Below are 19,856 nucleotides of genomic sequence, written 5' to 3'. Positions count from 1 at the left end.
GCTTGATATATCAATATATGCGCAACTACGCATATACAAGCCCATCAACCGGAGACGCCGCGATGTTCGGACGCCAGAGGATCAAGGACCTGACCCCCAACGAGGTCAGGGCGAAGATGCAGCACCGGGAGATCGTGCTGATCGACGTGCGCGAGCCGCCCGAGTTCGCCGCCGAGCGCATCCATGGCGCGCTGAACTTCCCGCTGTCGACCTTCGACCCCAGGGCCCTGCCCGCCGGCGGCGACCGCCCGCTGGTGTTCCAGTGCGGCTCGGGCAAGCGGTCGGCCATGGCTGTCGAGCGCTGCCGGCAAGAAGGCGTGGCCGCCGAAGCGCACCTGGCCGGCGGCATCGCCGCCTGGCGCAGCGAGGGCCTGCCCACCATCCGCTTCGACCCGGCGACGGGCCAGGTCGTGGACGCCGGCTGACCCGCGATGATCCGCCCCCTCATCCCCGCAGCCCTCACGGCCGCCGCCCTGGCGCTGGCGGCCTGCGGCTCCGAGCCGAAGCCGGCCGAGACCCCGGTGGTCAGCACGGCGCGCGAGCGGCTGACGCTCGCGCCGCGCACGGTGGCCGACCTGAAGCCGGTCGCCGCGACCGTGGCCACCCGCGACCTGGGCGAGGCCCGGGCGCGGATCGGCGGCACGCTGGTGAAGCTGGCGGTCAAGGAGGGGGACGTGGTCCGCAAGGGTCAGCTCGTGGGCGTCGTGACCGACCAGCGCCTGACCTTCGAGACGGGCGCCTACGAGGCCCAGGCCGCGGCCGCCGCCGCCGAGGCCGCCCGCGCCCGGGCTGAGCTCTCCCGCGTGCAGACGCTCTACGAGAAGGGGTTCTACGCCAAGGCGCGGCTGGAGCAGGCGCAGGCTCAGGCCCGCGCCGCCCAGGGGCAGCTCGACGCCGCCCGCGCCCAGCGCTCGGCCAGCGCCGAGCTCTCGGCCCAGGGCGCGATCCTGGCCCCCACGGCCGGCCGGGTCCTGACCGCCGACGTGCCGCCCGGCTCGGTGGTGACCGCCGGCCAGTCGGTGGCGACGATCACCGCCGGCGAGCCGCTGCTGCGGCTGGAGATCCCCGAGGCCCAGGCCCGCGCGCTGAAGGTGGGCGATCCCGTTCCGGTCGAGACGGGCGACCTGCCCGGGGCCGCCGCCGTCGGGGCCATCGACCGGGTCTACCCCGCCGTCAGCGCCGGACGGGTCACCGCCGACATCGCCGTGCCCGGCCTGCGCGCCGACCTGGTCGGCCAGCGCGTGCGGGTGCGCGTGAAGGTCGGCGAGCGGACGGCCCTGATCGTCCCCGCCCGGTTCGTCGCGACCCGCTACGGCGTCGACTTCGTCCGCGTGCTGGGGCCCGACGGCCGCACCAGCGACGTGGCGGTCCAGCTCGCCCCCGGTCCGACCGCCCGGGAGTTCGAGATCCTGTCCGGCGCCGCCGCGGGCGACGTCCTGCTGGCCCAGCCGTCGGCGGCGCGATGAACCTCGGCATCTCCGGACGGCTCACCCAGGCGACCATCCGCTCGCCCCTGACGCCGCTATTCCTGCTGGCGGCGATCGCCATGGGCCTGCTCGCGCTGATGTCGATCCCGCGCGAGGAGGAGCCGCAGATCAGCGTGCCGATGGTGGACATCATGGTGCAGGCGCCGGGCCTGCGCGCGCCCGACGCGGCCGAGCTGGTCGCCAAGCCGCTGGAGACCATCGTCAAGAGCGTCGACGCCGTCGACCACGTCTACACCCAGGTCGAGGACGACCGGGTGCTGGTCACCGCCCGCTTCGACGTCGGCGAGGACCCGGACGACGCGGCCGTGCGGATTCACGAGAAGCTGCGGGCGAACTACGACCGCATCCCCGTCGGGATCCCCGAGCCCCAGGTCGTCACCCGCGGCATCAACGACGTGCCGGCGGTGGTGCTGACGCTGTCGCCCAAGCCGGGCTACGCCGGGCGCTGGACCGACCAGGCCCTCTACGAGATCGCCGGCAAGCTGCGGACCGAGGTCGCCAAGGTCGAGGACGTCGGCCTGACGTTCATCGTCGGCGGCCGCCCCGACGAGATCCGCGTCGAGCCCGACCCCGAGCGGCTGACGCTGCGCGGCGTGCCGCTGTCGGCGGTGATCGAGACCATGCGCCAGGCCAACCGCAGCTTCCCGACGGGATCGATCCGCGAGGGCGGCCAGGCCCTGGAGGTGGCCGCCGGCCGCACCCTCGCCTCGCCCGCCGACGTGGGGCTGCTGACCGTCGCCTCGGTGAACGGCGAGCCCGTCTACCTGCGCGACGTGGCCGAGGTGGTGCAGGCGCCGCGCGAGGACCAGGCCGGCGTGTGGCGCTACGCCCGGCGGGACGGCCGCTGGACCGACGCCCCCGCGGTCAGCCTCGCCATCGCCAAGCGCAAGGGCGCCAACGCCGTCGTCGTGGCCGAGCACATCAAGGAGAAGGTCGAGACCCTGCAGGGCTCGCTGATCCCGGCTGGGCTGGAGGTCGCCGTTACCCGCGACTACGGCGAGAGCGCCAACGAGAAGGCCAACGAGCTGCTGTTCCACCTGGGCCTGGCGACGGTTTCGATCGTGATCCTCATCGGCTTCGCGATCGGCTGGCGCGAGGCGGCGGTCACCGCCGTGGTGATCCCGACCACGATCCTGCTGACGCTCTTCGCCTCGAACCTGATGGGCTACACCATCAACCGCGTCAGCCTGTTCGCCCTGATCTTCTCGATCGGCATCCTCGTCGACGACGCGATCGTGATGATCGAGAACATCGCCCGCCACTGGGCGATGAACGATGGCCGCAGCCGAACCCAGGCCGCCGTCGAGGCGGTGGCCGAGGTCGGCAACCCCACCGTGGTGGCCACCCTGACCGTCGTGGCGGCGCTGCTGCCGATGCTGTTCGTCTCGGGCCTGATGGGGCCCTACATGGCGCCGATCCCCGTGAACGCCTCGGCGGCCATGGTCTTCTCGTTCTTCGTGGCCGTGGTGATCGCGCCCTGGCTGATGATCCGCTTCGCCCGCAAGGCCCTGGCCGAGGGCCACGGCCATGCCGAGGGCGAGGGGCGGCTGGGCGCCGCCTACCGCGCCGTCGCCGGCCGGGTGATCGCCACCCGCCGCAGCGCCTGGCTGTTCCTGATCGGCGTGGGCGTGGCGACCCTCGTCGCCATGTCGATGTTCGCCTTCAAGGCGGTGACCGTGAAGCTGCTGCCGTTCGACAACAAGTCCGAGCTGCAGGTCGTGGTCGACATGCCGGAGGGGACCAGCCTGGAGGCCACCCGCCGGACGCTGGCCGCCGCCGCCGCCGTCGCCCAGACGGTGCCCGAAGTGGTCTCGATGGAGGCCTACGCCGGGACCGCCTCGCCGTTCAACTTCAACGGCCTGGTGCGCCACTACTTCCTGCGCAGCCGGCCCGAGCAGGGCGACCTCGCCGTGGCGCTGTCGCACAAGTCCGATCGCAAGCGCGCCAGCCACGCCGTGGCCCTCGACCTTCGCGAGCGGCTCGCGAAGCTGCCCCTGCCGAAAGGCGCTTCGATCAAGGTCGTGGAGGCGCCGCCCGGCCCGCCGGTGCTGGCGACCCTGCTGGCCGAGGTCTACGGGCCAGACCCGCAGACGCGCAGGGCCGTGGCCGCCGAGGTCAAGAAGCTGTTCCAGTCGGTGCCCTACATCGTCGACGTGGACGACAGCTGGGGCGAGCCGCGGCCGCGCCTGCGGCTGACCCCCGACCGCGAGCAGGTCGAGTTCTTCGGCCTCTCCGAGGGCCAGGTGTTCGATTCCATCGGCGCGATCCTGGGCGGCAGCACGGTCGGCTATTCGCACCGCGGCGAGGGCCGCACGCCGGTGGAGATCGCCGTGCGCCTGCCCCAGGCCGACCGCACCTGGAGCGAGCGGCTGGCCTCCACGCCGGTGGCCGTCGCGGAGACGCCGCAGGGCCGCCGCCTGGTCGAGCTGGGCGAGGTGGTCGAGGCCACCCGGGAGACCGGCTCCTACCCCATCTACCGCCGCGACGGCCGCGACGCCGAGATGGTCATGGCCGACCTCGCCGGGCGCTACGAGGCGCCGATCTACGGGATGCTGGCCGTCGACGACGCCATCGAGGCGCACGACTGGGGCAAGCTGCCCAAGCCCGACATCCGCCTGAACGGCCAGCCGACGGACGAGAGCCGGCCCACCGTCCTGTGGGACGGCGAGTGGGAGATCACCTGGGTCACCTTCCGCGACATGGGGGCGGCCTTCGGCGTCGCGATCCTCGGCATCTACGTGCTGGTGGTGGCGCAGTTCAAAAGCTTCCGCCTGCCGCTGGTGATCCTGACGCCGATCCCGCTGACCCTGGTGGGCATCGTGATCGGCCACATGCTGTTCCGCGCGCCGTTCACGGCCACCTCGATGATCGGCTTCATCGCCCTGGCCGGGATCATCGTGCGCAACTCGATCCTGCTCGTGGACTTCATCCGCCACCAGCAGGGCGAGGGCCGGGCCCTGCGCGACGTCCTGCTCACAGCCGGCGCGATCCGCTTCAAGCCGATCCTGCTGACGGCGCTCGCGGCGATGATCGGGGCGGCGGTGATCCTGTTCGACCCGATCTTCCAGGGGCTGGCGATCAGCCTGCTGTTCGGCCTGGCCTCCTCGACCCTGCTGACCGTGCTGGTGATCCCGGCGATCTACGTGGTGCTGCGCGACGACGGCCGCCCGGCGAGCGGACCGACCCCTGGCGCGCAACATTAGGGATCCCTAAAATAAGGCCATGACCAAAGTCCCCGCCGCCGTCGCCCGGGAGCTGCCCAAGCCCGCCGAGCTCGAGGAGCTGGAGCGGCACGCCTCGGCCGCCGCGCGGCTGATGAAGCTGATGGCCAACGAGCAGCGGCTGATCCTGATGTGCCGCCTGGGCGAGGGCGAGTGCTCGGTGGGCGACCTGGCCGCCCACGTGGGCCTGGCCCAGTCCGCCGCCTCGCAGCACCTGGCCAAGCTGCGGGCCGAGGGCGTGGTCGCCACCCGCCGGGACGGCCAGACGATCTACTACCGCCTCGAGGACCCCGCCGCGGCCCGGGTGATCGACACCCTCTGCGAGATCTACCGCGGCAAGCCGGCCGGCTAGACCTTCCGCCGGCGCACGTCGCGCAGGATCTCGGCGGCGGCGTTGTGGCCCGGCGCGCCGGTGACCCCGCCGCCCGGGTGGGTTCCCGAACCGCACTGGTAGAGGCCCGGGACCGGCGTGCGGTAGTCGCCCGCCCCCAGCACCGGCCGGGCCGAGAACAGCTGATCCAGGCTCAGGCGCCCGTGCATGATGTCGCCGGCCACCAGGCCGAAGGTGCGCTCCAGGTCCAGCGGCGAGAGCACCTGTCGGCCGATCACGGACCTGGCGAAGCCCGGCGCGTGGCGGTCCACCGTCGCGATCATCAGGTCGGCGACCTCGTCGCGATGGTCGTCCCACGAGCGGCCGTCCGGCAACTGCGGCGCCACGTGCTGGCAGAACAGGCTGGCCACGTGCCGGCCGGCCGGCGCCAGGGTCTCGTCCAGGGTCGAGGGGATCAACATCTCGACGATCGGCTCGCGCGACCAGCCGTCCCGGCGCGCGTCCATGTAGGCCCGGTCCATGTAGGCCAGGCTGGGGGCGATGATGATCCCGGCGGTCAGGTGGTCGCCCGCCCCCGGCTTGACCGTGAAGCTGGGCAGTTCGGACAGGGCCACGTTCATCCGGAAGGTGCCCGACCCCGAGCGGTAGCGGCCGATCCGCTCGGCGAAATCCGCCGGCACGGCGCCCGCATCCACCTTCGAGAACAGCAGCTGCGGGTGCAGGTTCGAGACCACCAGCCGCGCCTTCAGGGCCTCCCCCGCCTCGGTGACCACGCCGACGGCGCGGCCCTTCTGCGTCAGCACCTCGGCGACGCCGGTCCCGGTGCGGATCTCCACCCCGCGCTCGCGGCAGCAGGCGGCCATCGCGGCGGTGATCGCGCCCATGCCGCCGACCGCGTGGCCCCAGGCGCCCTTCTTCCCGTTCACCTCGCCGAAGACGTGGTGCAGCAGCACATAGGCCGAGCCCGGCGTGTACGGGCTGGCGTAGTTGCCCACCACGCCGTCGAAGCCCAGCACCGCCTTGATCGGCTCGCTCTCGAACCAGCCGTCCAGCCAGTCGCCCGCCGACTGCGAGAACAGCGCCAAGAGGTCGCGCTTGGCGGTGAGGTCCAGCTTCGAAAGCCGCCGTCCCAGGCTGGCGCTCCTGATGAGCTCGGGCAGCGCCTGGGCGAGGCCGCCCTCGACGAGGTTGGGCGGGGTCTGCAGCACCAGCTCGCGCAGCACGTCGGCGATCCGTTCCAGGCGCTCGCCATAGGCGTCGAGCCGCTCGGCGTCGCGCGGCGAGAAGCGGGCCACCTCGGCCTTCGTGCGTCCATCGCCCACCGACAGCGAGTCGCCGTCCAAAGGCAGGAAGTTCGACATCTTCCGTTCGACCACGCGCAGGCCGTGGCGGGCGAGCTCCAGGTCGCGGATGACCTTCGGGTTCAGCAGGCTGACGGTGTAGCTGGCGACCGAGTTGCGGAAGCCGGGATGGAATTCCTCGGTCACCGCCGCGCCGCCGACGACGCCGCGGCGCTCCAGGACGGTCACCTTCAGTCCGGCGGCGGCCAGGTAGGCCGCGCAGGTCAGGCCGTTGTGGCCGGCCCCGATCACGATGGCGTCCGTCACGCGCAGCCTCCCCGTCCGACCGCTGTCGAAGCTGCAATGGACGGGGCGGGCCTCGGCCGCAACCCCCCGTTCGGCGACCGCACGTCAGCGGCGCGCTTGGGGCCTGGCCACGAGGACGCTGCGCATGGCGATGCTGGAGTGGATCCGCGCCACGCCGGGCAGCCTGGAGAGGATCTCCTTGTGGATCCGCTCGTAGTCGGCCGTGCTCGCGGCGGCGGCGCGCAGGATGTAGTCGGAATCCCCCGTCATGAGGAAGCACTCGACGATCTCGGGATGCTGGCGGACCGCCTCCTCGAAGCGGGTCAGGAACTCCTCGGTCTGCTTCTCGAGGGTGATGCGGACGATCGCGGTCACGCCCTCGTCCCCGGCCGCGTCCGAGATCAGGGCCGCATAGCCCCGGATCACCCCGGCCTCCTCCATCAGGCGCACGCGGCGCAGGCAGGCGGACGGCGACAGCCCCACCCGGTCGGCCAGCTCCTTGTTGGGAATGCGCCCCTCGAACCGAAGGACCCCCAGGATCCGGCGGTCGACCGCATCGACATTGAACATCGTTCGCCCTGCGTTCGCCTGAAGTTCACCTAGGCCTGCAATTTAGCATTTTATTCGAACAATGGGCGGCTCATTCGAACACCGGGGCGGTAAACTGCGTTACAGGCGCAATCCATGACCGCAACCCCTGCCACCCCTGCCGACGGCGCGACGCTGTGGATCGACCTCTCGGCGGTCCGCGAGAACTTCCGCGCGCTCGCGCGGCATGCGGCGCCCGCGCGCCTGGCCGCGGTGGTGAAGGCCGACGCCTACGGCCTGGGGGCGGGGCCGGTTTCCGAGGCGCTGGCGGCCGAGGGCTGCCGCGACTTCTTCGTCGCCCACCTCTCTGAGGCCCTGGAGCTGAAGCCGGTCCTGCCCGAGGACGCGCGGCTCTACGTGCTGAACGGCCTGGCGGCCGGCCGCGAGCCGGCCTGCGCCGCGGCCGGCGTCCTCCCCGTGCTCAATTCCCTCGATCAGGCCGAACGCTGGTCGCGCCTGGCTCCCGACGGCGGCGCCGCGCCGCCCGCGGTGCTGCAGATCGACAGCGGCATGTCGCGCCTGGGCCTGCCCGAGGCCGAGGTCCGGCGCCTCGCCGGCGACGCCGACCTGCTGGGGCGCCTGCGCATCGACCTGCTGATGAGCCACCTCGCCTGCGCCGACGAGCCGGACCATCCCGCCAACGCCGCCCAGGCCGAGGCGTTCGACCGGCTGGCGGCCGCACTGCCCGACTGGCCCCGGTCGCTCGCCAATTCCCACGGCGCCCTGCTGGGCCCGCGCTTCCGCCACCAGCTCGTGCGCTCGGGCGTCTTCCTGTTCGGCGGGGTCCGCTCGCAGGTCCTCTCGCCCAGGCCCGTGGTGCGGCTGACCGCCCCGGTCGTCCAGGTGCGCGACGTGCCCGCCGGCGCCGGCGTCGGCTACGGCTTCGCCCATGTGACGCGGGCGCCGGCGCGGATCGCCACGGTCGCCCTCGGCTACGCCGACGGCTGGTCCTGGAATCTCGCCGAAGGCTGGCCCGCCCTCTTCGACGGCCAGACCCTGCCGGTCGCCGGCCGCGTCTCGATGGACAGCATCACCCTCGACGTCACCGCCTTCGAGGCGGCGGGCGGGCGCCTGCAGCCGGGCGACGAGGTGGAGTTCCTGGGGGCCGGCCGCGACATCGTCGACGCCGCCGAAGCGGCGGGCACGATCCCCTACGAGATCCTCACGCGCATGGGCCGGCGCCTGCAGCGCCGCTACGTCGGCGGGCCGGGGCCCCTGCGCCAACAAGGAGCAGCGTCCCGATGAAGGTTGTGGTGCTGGGCGCCGGCGTGATCGGCGTGACGACCGCCTGGTATCTGGCCAAGGCCGGCCACGAGGTGGTGGTCCTGGAGCGCCAGGACGGCGCCGCGCTGGAGACGAGCTTCGCCAACGCGGGCGAGATCTCGCCCGGCTACGCCTCGCCCTGGGCCTCCCCCGGCGTGCCGCGCAAGGCGCCGAAGTGGCTGCTGGCCCGCCACGCGCCGCTGATCGTCCGGCCCAGCCTCGATCCCGCCCTGCTGAGCTGGCTGCTCGCGATGCTGCGCAACTGCACGACCGAGCGCTACCTCGCCAACAAGGCGCGGATGGTGCGCCTGGCCGAGCACAGCCGCGACTGCCTGATCGCCCTGCGCCGGGAGACGGGCATCCAGTACGACCAGCGCAGCCGGGGCACGCTGCAGGTCTTCCGCACCCAGGCGCAGATGGACGAGGCCGGCAAGGACATGGAGGTCCTGCGGGATCTCGGCGTGCCCTATGAGCTGCTGGACCGCCTGGGATGCATCGCCCGCGAGCCGGGCCTGGGCCACGCCCGCGACACGATCGTGGGCGGCCTTCGGCTGCCGAACGACGAGACCGGCGACTGCTTCAAGTTCACCACCGCCCTGGCGGACCTGTGCCGCGGGCAGGGGGTCGACTTCCGCTTCGGGACGACTATTCAGGGCCTGGAGACGGCCGGCGGCGAGGTCGGGGGCGTGCGCACCCCCGGCGGCACCGTCACGGGCGACGCCTACGTCGTCTGCCTCGGCAGCTACTCCGAGCCCTTCCTGCGGCCGCACGGGATCCGCACCGGCGTCTATCCGGTGAAGGGCTATTCGCTGACGGCGACGATCACCGACGAGGCCAAGGCGCCCGTCTCGACGCTTCTGGACGAGACCTACAAGGTCGCCATCACGCGGCTGGGCGACCGGGTGCGCATCGGCGGCCTGGCCGAGCTCGCCGGCTACGACCTCAGCCTGCGTCCCTCGCGCCGGGCGACGCTGGAGCATTCCGCCGGCAGCCTGTTCGGCGGCAGCTGCGACCTGCCCTCGGCCACGTTCTGGTGCGGCCTTCGCCCGATGACCCCCACCAGCACGCCGCGCATCGGCGAGGCGCCGCTGCGGCGGCTGTTCCTCAACACCGGCCACGGGACCCTGGGCTGGACCATGGCCTGCGGCTCGGCCCAGGTGCTGGCCGACGCGGTGGGGCGCCAGGCGCCGGCGCTGGACCTGACCGACTACGCGGTCCCCGGCTCGCCCGCCGCCGAGCCCCTGCGCCGGGCGGCCTGACGCCGCCTCCGGCCGGGGCGCGCGATTGACTTGGCTGCGCCCAGCCGCCAAACCCGCGCCGCGATGCAAGTTCCAGCGCGCTTCCAAGCACTCCTGCGACGGGCGGGCCGCCTCGTCGCAGGCCGCTGAGCCCCCGGGGCGGCGCACAGCCGGCTCCGGGGCCGCGTCACAGTGGGCCGCTTCGCCCGCGGGCGCGAACCGTCGCCGTTCCTGATCATCCGTGGGCGACGGCCGGGCTTGAGCAAGCGAGGCTGCAATGTCGCAACGATTCCTGCGCCACAACATCGTCGGCAGCGAGGCCGGCCGTCCCCGGCCCCTCGTCTACATGCGCCAGGGCTGGAGCCGGTCGCGGCTGCGCCGGCGCTCCCGCAGCCTGCTCCCGGCGCTGCTCGGCGCGGCCGCGCTCGCCGTCGCCGCGGGCCTGTGGCTGACGCTCGGCTGAGCCGTCAGGACTCCACCGCCAGCACCTTCACGGCTCGGGTCGCCCCATCGATCCGCTCGGCCCAGCGGAACACCGAGCCTTCGGGCAGGCCGATCAGCGCCGCCCCGATCGGCGACAGGATGGAGACGCGGTTCTCGTCCTGGTGGGCGTGCTCGGGCTGGACGACCTGCACGATCCGGCGGCGCCGGGTGCGCAGGTCCTTGTAGGTGACGGTTGAGTTCAGGCGCACGAACCGCAGGTCGTCGTACGCCCGGATCGCCATCCGCTCCACCTCGCGGCGCAGCAGCTCCTGGCCCAGGCCGGGCGCCTGGCGCGAGAGCGAGATCGCGCGGAGCCGCTTCAGGTCGGCGGGCGTGGCGTAGACGGCGGGCGGAGGGGGCGCGTCGGCGGCGTCGGTCACGGCGGAGGTCTCCCTGGATCGAAGGATGGGCGAAAGGTCGGGGGCCCAGCGGGGCGGCGGCGCCAGCGCCGTGGGCGCACCAGGGCGTCGGCTTCGGCGTCCGGCTCCAGCCAGGTCCTGAGGATCCGGCCGACCGGGTCCACGTGGCGCCCGTTGCGGGCGTCGATCAGGAACGCCAGCAGCCAGCCGGCCACAAACGGCGCCAGCAGCGCGGCGAGGAAGGCGGCGCCCGTCATCGGACCTCGCGCCCCGGCTGAGCGCCGGCGGGCCGGCGACGGTCGAGCGGAAAGGGCCGCGAGCCGAACCGCAAGGGAGCCGGTCCCGAGCCTGGGTCGCGAGGATAGGGGAAGGAGGGAGCCCCGTCGCCGGTGGCGCGCGGGTCTCCAGGACGTCTGGACAAGACTACGCCTCATCGCAGGCAAGGGCCTGCAAGCTGTGAAATGCAATCTGCTGGCGACTTGAAATATATCCCCGAACCCTCGCCCTACCGGCGAAAGAGCTCGGGGCTACACCGGCGCGGCGGCGCTGCGGAAATATTTCGCCCGTAGGCCGATGAATGCAGAAGTGCGCATGGCGAGCAAGAAGATGGGCCGGCGCATGGAAGAAGTCAAATGATCCGGGTTCGAGCGAAACCTTGCGGCCCCATTGACTTTCCCTCGGGCGGGGTCATCTTCGGATCATGTCGAAGGTCCCCGCGCAGCGACGCCGCGTTTGCCACGCGTGCCGCCGAGTCGAAGGCGTTCCGCCCCGGGCCTAGTGGCGAGGCCCTGGACCCGGGGACAAGGGCGCGCGCCCACCTCTGACGAGATCACCGACACCTCCCTTTCATCGCCCGGCGGGGCGCGCAGAGCCGCGCGCGCCGGGCCGGCCATGAGGCATCAGAATGACCAGCCGCCTGAGCGGCGTCGTCTCCCAGGCCCGCGCCGAAGCCCGCGCGCGGCGTGAGGAGCTCGGCGCCCAGCTGGCGAACCCCGGCGCCGTCGCCGACCGGCTGCGCGAAGAAGCGGCCGCGGCGGCGGAATCGCCGCTCGCCTACGACCAGATCCTCAGCCTCGCCCTCCGCGACGCCGCCGAGCCGCCCGACTCGACGGCCGCGGCGCTGAAGCTGCTTGCGCCGCCCGATCCGATCGAACAGCTCGCGCTGCGGCGGGAGGTGTTTACCTGGACGGGCGCCGACGTCCTGGACCTCGATGTGCGGATGGCCGCCGCCCATGAGGCCCGCCGGGGCGCGTCGCGCATCGGCCGCGACCCCGCGACCCTGGCGCTCTACCTGCGGCGGGCCGCCGTCCTGAACCGCGAACTCTGGGACCATCCGGCGATCGACGCCGACCCGCCCCGGCGCGCGGCGATGCTGGCCGCCGTGGAAGCCCTCGAGACCTGGGCCGACCGCATCGAGCGCGTGCCGCCGGACGCGGCCGGGCCCCGGCGCTCGCCCTCGCCCCGCCTGACCCTTGTCCAATCCGAACACCGTGGAGACGCACGATGACCCTCAGCCTGAACGACCATCACCGCCGCCTGAACGACCTGGAGGCCGCCTTCACCAGCCTCGTGCAGGCGCTGCAGGACGCCGGCGGACCGCAGGCCCGGGACGCCATGACCAACGCCGCCGCGCGCCTGCGCGCGCGGGGCCGGACGGGCGCCGCCGACCTCCTCCTCGGCGACCTGGCCGAGGCGGCCTACCGGCGGACCTGAACGGACTGACGGGAGTCTCCGAAGACGAGGCGGGCGGAGCCGGGCCACCGGCCCCGCCCGCGGCGTCTCAGCTCTGGCGCGGACGGGAGATCCGCGGCGCCAGGGGCGGTTCGACCGCATCCACCTGCAGGCTCCTGAGCTCGCCGCTCGGGGCCCGCCAGTGGAAGACGTCGCCGGGCCGCAGGCCCAGCAGCGCCGCCCCGATCGTGCCCGACACCGGCTCCAGCGCCGGCGGACGGGCCTCCCGCGGGAGCACCAGGCGGATGCGCCGGCTCTCGCGACGGGTCAGGTCCGTGTACTCGACCGCCGAGCCCAGCCGCACGACGTCCGCCGGCGCGCGGCCGGCCTGGACCAGGGTGGCGCGGGACAGCTCGTTCCAAAGCAGGGCCAGTCCGGGGGTCGCCCGGGGCGAGCCGCAGACGATATCCGCCAGCGGCGCGTACTCCTCGTCCAGGACCGTGACGCGGGGATTGGAAGGCAGCGAGCTGTGCGGGCTCAAGGCGGTCTCCTCTTCTGGCGGCTGTCTCCGGCCGGGGCGCCGGACGCGGCCCTCGGAACAGCCTTCGCCTTATGTAGGCGCCCGCGCGCGGAAAGCCCGCCCCCGCGGGGCCGGACCGGCATCAATTCAAGGAGATCGCTGGCGCACCCGACACGATTCGAACGTGTGACCTTTGCCTTCGGAGGGCAACGCTCTATCCAGCTGAGCTACGGGTGCGTCTTCAGCGGGCGGTCTCTCTAGCCGAAAGCGGGGCGTCCGGCAAACGGCGAGACCCTTGCGCGCGGGGATTTCAGCCGGGCAATCTGAATATAACGGCGGGCGGCTAGCTTCCGCCCGAGAGCGAGCCGTCGAACGGCCGGTATGTTTTGGGGGAAACGATGGGCGTCTGGAAGCGGATGGCGCAGGGCGGCGGCGTGGCGGCGTTGGCCGCGGCGGCCCTTGGCGCGGGTCTCGGGTTCGGCCAGCTGGCGAACGCCCAGGCGCCGGACGATGCGCCGACGCCCGGCAAGCTCGTCTACGACCAGTACTGCGCGTCCTGCCACGACAAGCCCGAGCCGGGCAGCCGGGCGGCGCCGATCGGCAACCTGCGAAAGATGAGCGCCCAGACGCTGACCACGGTGCTGACCACCGGGGTGATGAAGCCGATGGGCGACCAGCTCAGCCGCCGCCAGATGCGCGAGCTGGTCGAGTACCTGGCCGCGCCGGCGGGCCCGCTGGGGACCGAATGGATCGAGACGGCGATGTGCGCGCGCGGGCAGCGCGAGGTGGACGTGTCGGGCAAGCCCGCCCAGCTCGGCTTCGGCGTCGACCTCGACAACTCCCGCCGGATGAGCGCCGCCCAGGCCGGCCTGAAGACGAAGGACGTCGCCGACCTGGAGGTCGCCTGGACCTTCGCCTTCCCGCGCACCAGCAGCCTGCGCAGCCAGGGCGTGGTCGTGGGCTCGACGCTGTTCTATCCGGCCGGCCAGACGAACTACCTGGTGGCGCTGGACACCAAGTCCGGCTGCGTGAAATGGGCCAGCGAGCTGCCCTCGCCGATCCGCAACAGCCTGGCCGTCGGCCGGCTGGGCCCCAAGGGCCCGCTGGCGGTGGTCGGCGGCGACAACGCCGGCAATCTCGTGGCCGTCGACGCCAAGACCGGCAAGGTCGCCTGGCGCGTCGATCCGCGGCACGACAAGAACGTCCCGCTGAGCGGCTCGCCGCTGTTCCACGAGGACAAGATCATCGTCCCGGTCTCGGCCATGGACGTGGCCAACGCCATGCGGCCCAACTTCGAGTGCTGCAAGAGCCACGGCGCGGTCGTGGCGGTCGAGGCCGCCAGCGGACGGACCCTGTGGACCTGGCACACCATGGAGGACGCCAAGCCGCTGGGGCGGAAAACCTCCACCGGCGTGGAGACCTACGGTCCGTCGGGCGCCCCGATCTGGTCGAGCCCGGCGATCGATCCGCGCAAGGGGATCGTCTACACCGCCACGGGCGAGAACACCTCGCCGCCGGCCACCAAGACGAGCGACGCTGTGGTGGCCATCGACCTTTCCACAGGCAAGGACCGGTGGGTGTTCCAGGCCCTGGAGAACGACGTCTGGAACATGTCGTGCCCCATCGGGCCGCCGCCGCCCGGCCAGCCGCTGAAGCCCAACTGCTACTTCGCCAATGAGGGCAGCGTGCTGCGCGACCACGACTTCGGCGGCGGTCCGGTGATCTTTCGCGGGAAAGGCGGGCGCGAGCTGATCCTGGCGGGCCAGAAGTCGGGCGACGTCTGGGCGCTGGAGCCGCGCGGCGGCAAGGTCGTCTGGCGCCACACCTTCGGCCCCGGCACCCCGCTGGGCGGCGTCCACTGGGGCCTGGCCACCGACGGCGTGCGCGTCTTCGCCCCGATCAGCGACCCGAACGTGCCGGCCGACAAGTCCGCCGCCGGGATGCACGCCATCGACGTGGCGAGCGGCAAGATCGCCTGGCAGTGGAAGGCCGCCCCCGACTGCGAAGGCGATCGGAAGACGCGGGTCCCGATCTGCGCCAGCCGCTACGGCCTGTCGGCGCCGCCGCTGGTCATCGACGGCGCGGTGCTGGCGGGATCGCTGGACGGCCGGCTCTGGGTGTTCGACGCCGTTCGGGGCGACGTGCTCGCCAGCTACGACACGGCCCGGACGCATCAGTCGGTGAACGGGCTCGCGGGCTCGGGCGGCTCGATCGACGCGGCCGGCCTGTTCGCCGGCGACGGCATGGTGTTCGTCAACTCGGGCTATGCGGCCTTCGGCCAGCAGCCGGGCAACGTGCTGGTGGCGTACCGGCCGAAGGCGAAATAGCAGCGGCGGGGCGGGGGCGTCAGGCCCCCGCTACCTCTAGGCGCCCGTCACCTCGTCCCAGAAGCGCTTGGCCTTGCCGATGAAGCTGGCCGACTTCGGATGCTGCTGCTCGCCGCACAGGCCGGCCAGCTCGCGCATCAGCTCCTTCTGGCGGACGGTGAGCCGGGTCGGCGTCTCGACGAACAGCTCGACCACCAGGTCGCCCCGCTCGCGCGAGCGCAGCGAGGGCATGCCGCGGCCCTTCACACGGAGGGTCTTGCCGGTCTGGGCGCCCTCGGGGACCTTGACGGTGATCTTGCAGTTCCCGTCGCAGTTCTCGCCGCCCAGCAGGCAGGGGGCCTCGATCTCGCCGCCGAGCGCAGCCACGCACATCGGCACCGGCACCGTGCACAGCAGGTCCAGGCCATCGCGCTCGAACAGCTCGTGCGGGCGCACCGACAGGAAGATGTAGAGGTCGCCGCGCGGGCCGCCGCGGGCCCCGGAATCCCCCTCGCCGGCCAGCCGGATGCGGGCGCCGTCGTCGACGCCCGGCGGGATGCGGACCGCCAGCGTGCGCTCGCGGCGCACCTGGCCCATGCCGTGGCAGTCCGTGCAGGGATCGAGCACCATGGTCCCCGAGCCGCCGCAGCGGGGACAGGCCCGCTCGATCGAGAAGAAGCCCTGGGTGGCGCGGATGCGGCCGGCGCCCTGGCAGGTGGTGCAGGTGGTCGGGCTGGTGCCCGGCTTGGCCCCGGAGCCTTCGCAGGTCTCGCAGGTCAGGGTGGCGGGGACGGTGATCTCGACCTCGGCGCCGGCGTAGGCCTGCTCGAGGGTGATCTCCAGGTCATAGCGCAGGTCCGCCCCGCGGGCGGGGCCGCCCCGGTGGGAGCCGCGGGCGCGACCGCCGAACATGTCGCCGAAGACGTCGCCGAACACCTCGTTGAAGATGTCGTGGACGTCGTGGAACTGGGCGCCGCCGGGGCCGCCGCCGTTCATGCCGTTGACGCCCGCATGGCCGAAGCGGTCGTAGGCCGCGCGCTTCTGCGGGTCGGAGAGGACCGAATAGGCCTCGTTGATTTCCTTGAAGCGGCCGGCCGCCTCCTCGCAACCGCCGTTGCGGTCGGGGTGGTGCTCCATCGCCAGCTTGCGGAACGCCGCCTTCAGGGCGGCGTCGTCGCAGCCGCGATTGACGCCCAGGATCTCGTAATAGTCCCGCATCAAACTGTCAGGCGCTCAAAAATTGGGCTGGAATTCAGGTGGGTCGGCCCCCGCCCGACTGCAAGGCTTAAGTCGGCCGAGCGGGCGGGGGCAACCCTTACCGCGAAGGCGGCGGCGACGTCCCCATGGCCGGCCTCTTCGCATCCGAGGCTGAAGGCCGCCATGGGGCGCGTTGTCACGCCGACTTCTTCTCGTCGCCCCCGGGGGCGCCGTCGACTTCCTCGAACTCGGCGTCGACCACGTCGTCCGAGGAGGCCGCGCCGGACCCCTGAGCCTCGCCGGACGGCTGGCCGCCGGCGTCCTGCTGGGCCTTGTACATCGCCTCGCCCAGCTTCATCGACGCCTGGATCAGCGTCTGGGTCTTGGCGGCGATCGCCTCGGCGTCATCCGACTCCAGCGAGCCCTTCAGGTCGTCCAGCGCGCCCTGGATGGCGTTCCGGTCGGCCTCGGAGACCTTGTCCCCGTGTTCGGACAGCGCCTTCTCGGTCGAGTGGATGACCGCGTCGGCCTGGTTCTTGGCCTCGACGGCGGCCTTGCGCTTCTCGTCCTCGGCCTTGTGGGACTCGGCGTCCTTGACCATGGCCTCGATGTCCGAATCCGAGAGGCCGCCGTTGGCCTGGATGCGGATCGACTGCTCCTTGTTGGTCGCCTTGTCGCGCGCCTGGACGTTCACGATGCCGTTGGCGTCGATGTCGAAGGTCACCTCGACCTGCGGCACGCCGCGCGGCGCCGGCGGGATGCCGACCAGGTCGAACTGGCCCAGCAGCTTGTTGTCCGCCGCCATCGGCCGCTCGCCCTGGAACACCCGGATGGTCACCGCCGACTGGTTGTCGTCGGCCGTGGAGAACACCTGGCTGCGCTTGGTCGGGATCGTGGTGTTGCGCTCGATCAGCGGGGTGAACACGCCGCCCAGGGTCTCGATGCCCAGGGTCAGGGGCGTCACGTCCAGCAGCAGCACGTCCTTGACGTCGCCCTGCAGCACGCCGGCCTGGACCGCGGCGCCCAGCGCCACGACCTCGTCCGGGTTCACGCCCTTGTGCGGCTCGCGCCCGAAGAACTCCTTCACGGTCTCGACGACCTTGGGCATGCGGGTCATGCCGCCCACCAGGATCACTTCGTCGATGTCCGACTTCTTGAGGCCGGCGTCCTTCAGGGCGTTCTCGCAGGGGCCGATGGTTTTCTGGACCAGGTCCTCGACGAGGGCTTCCAGCTTGGCGCGCGACAGCTTGATGTTCAGGTGCAGCGGGCCCGACTGGTTCATCGAGATGAAGGGCAGGTTCACCTCGTACTGGGTGACGCTGGACAGCTCCTTCTTCGCCTTCTCGGCCTCTTCCTTCAGGCGCTGAAGGGCCAGCTTGTCCTTCCGCAGGTCGACGCCCTGCTCCTTCTTGAACTCGTCGGCCAGGTAGTCGACGACCCGCAGGTCGAAGTCCTCGCCGCCCAGGAAGGTGTCGCCGTTGGTGGACTTCACCTCGAACACGCCGTCGCCGATCTCGAGGATCGAGACGTCGAAGGTGCCGCCGCCCAGGTCGTAGACGGCGATCTTCTTGCCCTCGTTCTTCTCGAGGCCGTAGGCCAGCGCCGCGGCGGTGGGCTCGTTGATGATGCGCAGGACTTCCAGACCCGCGATCTTGCCCGCGTCCTTGGTCGCCTGGCGCTGGGCGTCGTTGAAGTAGGCCGGGACGGTGATGACCGCCTTCTCGACCTTCTCGCCGAGGTGCTGCTCGGCGGCTTCCTTCATCTTCTGCAGGATGAAGGCCGAGATCTGCTGGGGCGAGTAGTCCTTGCCGTGGGCGCGCACCCAGGCGTCGCCGTTCGGACCCTTCACGATCTCGTAGGGCACCATGCCCCGGTCCTTCTCCACCAGCGGATCGGTGAACTGGCGGCCGATCAGGCGCTTGATGGCGAAGAGGGTGTTGGCCGGGTTGGTGACGGCCTGGCGGCGGGCCGGCTGGCCCACGAGGCGTTCGCCGTCCTCCATGAAGGCCACCACCGAGGGCGTCGTCCGGGCGCCTTCGGCGTTCTCGATCACCTTCGGCTGCTTGCCGTCCATGATGGCCACGCACGAGTTCGTGGTGCCGAGGTCGATGCCGATGATCTTGCTCATGTTCGAGTCTTGCTCGCTCCTTGTTGGCGGACGCCGCGGGTGGGCCTTCTAATGAAGCGCCCTGAAAATAGCGACGCCCCCGGTTCGATCAGGTCTCGGCCGGCTTCCGGGCCCATCGCCCGCAAACCAGCGTCGCCTGCCGATATGGGGAAACTTGGGGCCCCCGCAAGTCCGAATGTCCCCAATCCCGACAAGGACATGGCTCACGCGCGCCGCCAGTTCGAACGGATGTTCGCATAGAGTTCCGGGGGGTGCGGCGCCGGGCCGCCGCGCGAGGCGAGGAAGGCGTGTTCGACCACCATGGCCTGCTGCTCGATATTGAGCGCGGCGAATTCGCGCTCCCCGGCCAGGTGTTCGGCCAGGTCGTAGGCGTAGGCGCCCGGCCCGTCGCCGGCGCGCAGCTTGGCGAGGATCAGCGAGACGCCGTTCTGCGCCTGCCAGACGTGGGTCAGCTCGTGCACGAACACCGCCTGGGTCCGCAAGGGGACGTCCGGCGCGGCGAAGTCCGGTCGCGCCGTCGCGGCGGGCCAGACGACGAGCCCGGGGCCGGCGACGAACGCCCGGCGCCAGGCGGGGATGGCGAACAGCCGCACCCGGGCGGCGTCGAGCCCCTCGCCGAACACCTCGGCCGCCAGGGCCCGCTCGCCCGCGGTCAGGCGGCGCAGGGCCAGCGGTTTCATTCGTGGGTCGGTCATGGCGGGTCCAGGCTGCAAGCCTAGACGCCCAGCTTGGCCGTGGGTTCCCGAAGGGACTACAGGCCCGCCATCTCGGCGGCGATGCGCCGCGCCGCGGCCAGGGGGTCCTCGGCCCCGGTGATCGGGCGGCCGCAGACGATGTGCGAGGCGCCGGCGCGCAGCGCGTCAGCCGGCGTCGCCGCCCGGGCCTGGTCGTTCTTCGCCGCCCACTCGGGCCGCACGCCCGGCGTGACGACGAGGAAGTCCTTGCCGCCCAGGGCGCGGGCCAGCTCGGCCTCGTGCGGGCTGGCGATCACCCCGTCGCAGCCGGCGGCGATCGCCTGGCGGATGCGGCGCTCGACCAGCTCGCGGGCGGTCTCGGTGAAGCCCATCTCCCTCAGGTCGGCGTCGGTGAGGCTGGTGAGCACGGTCACCGCCAGCACCTTCAGGTCCGAGTCCCCGCGGCCGCGGACCGCGGCGGCCATCACCTGCGGTTCGCCGTGGACGGTGAGGAAGTCGCAGCCCTGGCCCGCCAGCACCGCGGCGGCGCGCTGCACGGTGGTGCCGATGTCGTGCAGCTTCCAGTCGAGGAACACCTGCTTGCCCTGGCCCTTCAGCTCGCGGGCCAGCGCCATGCCGTCGCTGGCGAACAGCTCCAGCCCCACCTTGTAGAAGCCGACCGCCTCGCCCAGCCGCGCGACCATGGCCCGCGCCTCGGCCACGGTCGGCAGGTCCAGCGGCACGATCAGGCGCGGATCGGCGGCGGGGGCGGTTTGCGCAGCGGCGGCGGCGGCGGCCATGGCA

The 19,856-nt window shown here is 72.3% G+C and carries 18 protein-coding genes, 1 tRNA gene and 1 pseudogene; 10 read left to right on the top strand and 10 right to left on the bottom strand.

Annotation, left to right across the window (positions count from 1 at the left end):
* The first annotated feature begins 62 nt into the window (after positions 1-62).
* Genes PHZ_RS00375 through PHZ_RS00360 form a run of 4 tightly spaced genes read left to right on the top strand, consistent with a single transcriptional unit; the run spans position 63 to position 5,060 of the window.
* On the top strand, positions 63-425 hold the full coding sequence (locus PHZ_RS00375; RefSeq protein ID WP_012520629.1) for a rhodanese-like domain-containing protein: 363 nt from the start codon (positions 63-65) through the stop codon (positions 423-425).
* Between the two features lie 6 nt (positions 426-431).
* Positions 432-1,466 (top strand): efflux RND transporter periplasmic adaptor subunit, encoded by a 1,035-nt coding sequence (locus PHZ_RS00370; protein WP_012520628.1) that lies wholly within the window; start codon positions 432-434, stop codon positions 1,464-1,466.
* Complete coding sequence (locus tag PHZ_RS00365) at positions 1,463-4,690, top strand: efflux RND transporter permease subunit (protein WP_012520627.1); 3,228 nt, start codon at positions 1,463-1,465, stop codon at positions 4,688-4,690. The genes PHZ_RS00370 and PHZ_RS00365 overlap by 4 nt, the downstream gene beginning before the upstream one ends.
* 19 nt (positions 4,691-4,709) lie before the next feature.
* Complete coding sequence (locus PHZ_RS00360; protein ID WP_012520626.1) at positions 4,710-5,060, top strand: ArsR/SmtB family transcription factor; 351 nt, start codon at positions 4,710-4,712, stop codon at positions 5,058-5,060.
* Here the strand turns inward: PHZ_RS00360 and PHZ_RS00355 are convergent.
* Together PHZ_RS00355 and PHZ_RS00350 are read right to left on the bottom strand one after the other, a co-directional pair.
* Positions 5,057-6,646 carry a phytoene desaturase family protein gene (locus PHZ_RS00355; RefSeq protein ID WP_012520625.1) on the bottom strand — a complete coding sequence of 530 codons (1,590 nt, stop codon included), beginning with the start codon at positions 6,644-6,646 and terminating at the stop codon, positions 5,057-5,059. The two genes, PHZ_RS00360 and PHZ_RS00355, sit on opposite strands and share 4 nt — an antisense overlap.
* An 84-nt stretch (positions 6,647-6,730) precedes the next feature.
* On the bottom strand, positions 6,731-7,195 hold the full coding sequence (locus PHZ_RS00350; RefSeq protein WP_012520624.1) for an Lrp/AsnC family transcriptional regulator: 465 nt from the start codon (positions 7,193-7,195) through the stop codon (positions 6,731-6,733).
* A gap of 114 nt (positions 7,196-7,309) precedes the next feature.
* Here PHZ_RS00350 and alr point away from each other — a divergent pair, with 114 nt between their 5' ends.
* The 3 genes from alr to PHZ_RS00335 all read left to right on the top strand — a co-directional run bounded on the left by alr (position 7,310) and on the right by PHZ_RS00335 (position 10,177).
* Complete coding sequence (gene alr, locus PHZ_RS00345; protein WP_012520623.1) at positions 7,310-8,458, top strand: alanine racemase; 1,149 nt, start codon at positions 7,310-7,312, stop codon at positions 8,456-8,458.
* Positions 8,455-9,735 (top strand): D-amino acid dehydrogenase, encoded by a 1,281-nt coding sequence (locus PHZ_RS00340; protein WP_012520622.1) that lies wholly within the window; start codon positions 8,455-8,457, stop codon positions 9,733-9,735. Before alr ends, PHZ_RS00340 begins: the two co-directional genes overlap by 4 nt.
* 256 nt (positions 9,736-9,991) lie before the next feature.
* Positions 9,992-10,177 (top strand): hypothetical protein, encoded by a 186-nt coding sequence (locus tag PHZ_RS00335; RefSeq protein ID WP_041372919.1) that lies wholly within the window; start codon positions 9,992-9,994, stop codon positions 10,175-10,177.
* Positions 10,178-10,181: 4 nt separating this feature from the next.
* On the opposite strand, the gene PHZ_RS00330 is transcribed toward PHZ_RS00335, so the two are convergent.
* Entirely contained in the window at positions 10,182-10,577 is a 396-nt protein-coding gene (locus PHZ_RS00330; RefSeq protein ID WP_012520621.1) for a GreA/GreB family elongation factor, read from the bottom strand.
* Positions 10,574-10,813, bottom strand: coding sequence for a hypothetical protein (locus tag PHZ_RS00325; protein ID WP_041372918.1), 240 nt, complete (start codon positions 10,811-10,813; stop codon positions 10,574-10,576). The genes PHZ_RS00330 and PHZ_RS00325 overlap by 4 nt, the downstream gene beginning before the upstream one ends.
* Before the next feature lie 647 nt (positions 10,814-11,460).
* Here PHZ_RS00325 and PHZ_RS00320 point away from each other — a divergent pair.
* Positions 11,461-12,063, top strand: a complete 603-nt coding sequence (locus PHZ_RS00320; protein ID WP_041372917.1) for a hypothetical protein — start codon at positions 11,461-11,463, stop codon at positions 12,061-12,063.
* Complete coding sequence (locus PHZ_RS00315) at positions 12,060-12,269, top strand: hypothetical protein (protein ID WP_041372916.1); 210 nt, start codon at positions 12,060-12,062, stop codon at positions 12,267-12,269. Before PHZ_RS00320 ends, PHZ_RS00315 begins: the two co-directional genes overlap by 4 nt.
* A 67-nt stretch (positions 12,270-12,336) precedes the next feature.
* On the opposite strand, the gene PHZ_RS21365 is transcribed toward PHZ_RS00315, so the two are convergent.
* Positions 12,337-12,768 carry a GreA/GreB family elongation factor gene (locus tag PHZ_RS21365; protein WP_012520620.1) on the bottom strand — a complete coding sequence of 144 codons (432 nt, stop codon included), beginning with the start codon at positions 12,766-12,768 and terminating at the stop codon, positions 12,337-12,339.
* Positions 12,769-12,907: 139 nt separating this feature from the next.
* Positions 12,908-12,984 (bottom strand) — tRNA-Arg (locus PHZ_RS00305).
* A gap of 161 nt (positions 12,985-13,145) precedes the next feature.
* Between PHZ_RS00305 and PHZ_RS00300 the strand changes: the two genes are divergently transcribed.
* Entirely contained in the window at positions 13,146-15,074 is a 1,929-nt protein-coding gene (locus PHZ_RS00300) for an outer membrane protein assembly factor BamB family protein (RefSeq protein WP_012520619.1), read from the top strand.
* A gap of 36 nt (positions 15,075-15,110) precedes the next feature.
* Here PHZ_RS00300 and dnaJ read toward each other — a convergent pair whose 3' ends face one another.
* The 4 genes and pseudogenes from dnaJ to pyrF all read right to left on the bottom strand — a co-directional run bounded on the left by dnaJ (position 15,111) and on the right by pyrF (position 19,852).
* Positions 15,111-16,271: a molecular chaperone DnaJ gene (dnaJ, locus tag PHZ_RS00295; RefSeq protein WP_041372915.1), complete on the bottom strand. Its 1,161-nt coding sequence runs from the start codon at positions 16,269-16,271 to the stop codon at positions 15,111-15,113.
* 175 nt (positions 16,272-16,446) lie between these two features.
* Positions 16,447-18,393 (bottom strand): annotated as a pseudogene (gene dnaK, locus PHZ_RS00290) (molecular chaperone DnaK); the annotation flags it as partial.
* A gap of 188 nt (positions 18,394-18,581) precedes the next feature.
* Positions 18,582-19,073, bottom strand: a complete 492-nt coding sequence (locus tag PHZ_RS00285) for a hypothetical protein (protein ID WP_187149092.1) — start codon at positions 19,071-19,073, stop codon at positions 18,582-18,584.
* 56 nt (positions 19,074-19,129) lie between these two features.
* Positions 19,130-19,852, bottom strand: coding sequence for an orotidine-5'-phosphate decarboxylase (gene pyrF, locus PHZ_RS00280; protein ID WP_049758082.1), 723 nt, complete (start codon positions 19,850-19,852; stop codon positions 19,130-19,132).
* Between the last annotated feature and the right edge of the window lie 4 nt (positions 19,853-19,856).

The sequence above is a fragment of the Phenylobacterium zucineum HLK1 genome (genome assembly GCF_000017265.1).
GTDB classification, from domain to species: domain Bacteria; phylum Pseudomonadota; class Alphaproteobacteria; order Caulobacterales; family Caulobacteraceae; genus Phenylobacterium; species Phenylobacterium zucineum.
This window is presented reverse-complemented; position numbering and strand designations above follow the sequence as displayed.

Excerpts from the sequence above, each read along its gene's own strand:
- PHZ_RS00375 (WP_012520629.1), top strand. The coding sequence starts at position 63 with ATGTTCGGACGCCAGAGGATCAAGGACCTGACCCCCAACGAGGTCAGG.
- PHZ_RS00370 (WP_012520628.1), top strand. The coding sequence starts at position 432 with ATGATCCGCCCCCTCATCCCCGCAGCCCTCACGGCCGCCGCCCTGGCG.
- PHZ_RS00365 (WP_012520627.1), top strand. The coding sequence starts at position 1,463 with ATGAACCTCGGCATCTCCGGACGGCTCACCCAGGCGACCATCCGCTCG.
- PHZ_RS00360 (WP_012520626.1), top strand. The coding sequence starts at position 4,710 with ATGACCAAAGTCCCCGCCGCCGTCGCCCGGGAGCTGCCCAAGCCCGCC.
- PHZ_RS00350 (WP_012520624.1), bottom strand. The coding sequence starts at position 7,195 with ATGTTCAATGTCGATGCGGTCGACCGCCGGATCCTGGGGGTCCTTCGG.
- alr (WP_012520623.1), top strand. The coding sequence starts at position 7,310 with ATGACCGCAACCCCTGCCACCCCTGCCGACGGCGCGACGCTGTGGATC.
- PHZ_RS00340 (WP_012520622.1), top strand. The coding sequence starts at position 8,455 with ATGAAGGTTGTGGTGCTGGGCGCCGGCGTGATCGGCGTGACGACCGCC.
- PHZ_RS00335 (WP_041372919.1), top strand. The coding sequence starts at position 9,992 with ATGTCGCAACGATTCCTGCGCCACAACATCGTCGGCAGCGAGGCCGGC.
- PHZ_RS00325 (WP_041372918.1), bottom strand. The coding sequence starts at position 10,813 with ATGACGGGCGCCGCCTTCCTCGCCGCGCTGCTGGCGCCGTTTGTGGCC.
- PHZ_RS00320 (WP_041372917.1), top strand. The coding sequence starts at position 11,461 with ATGACCAGCCGCCTGAGCGGCGTCGTCTCCCAGGCCCGCGCCGAAGCC.
- PHZ_RS00315 (WP_041372916.1), top strand. The coding sequence starts at position 12,060 with ATGACCCTCAGCCTGAACGACCATCACCGCCGCCTGAACGACCTGGAG.
- PHZ_RS00300 (WP_012520619.1), top strand. The coding sequence starts at position 13,146 with ATGGGCGTCTGGAAGCGGATGGCGCAGGGCGGCGGCGTGGCGGCGTTG.
- dnaJ (WP_041372915.1), bottom strand. The coding sequence starts at position 16,271 with ATGCGGGACTATTACGAGATCCTGGGCGTCAATCGCGGCTGCGACGAC.
- PHZ_RS00285 (WP_187149092.1), bottom strand. The coding sequence starts at position 19,073 with ATGACCGACCCACGAATGAAACCGCTGGCCCTGCGCCGCCTGACCGCG.
- pyrF (WP_049758082.1), bottom strand. The coding sequence starts at position 19,852 with ATGGCCGCCGCCGCCGCCGCTGCGCAAACCGCCCCCGCCGCCGATCCG.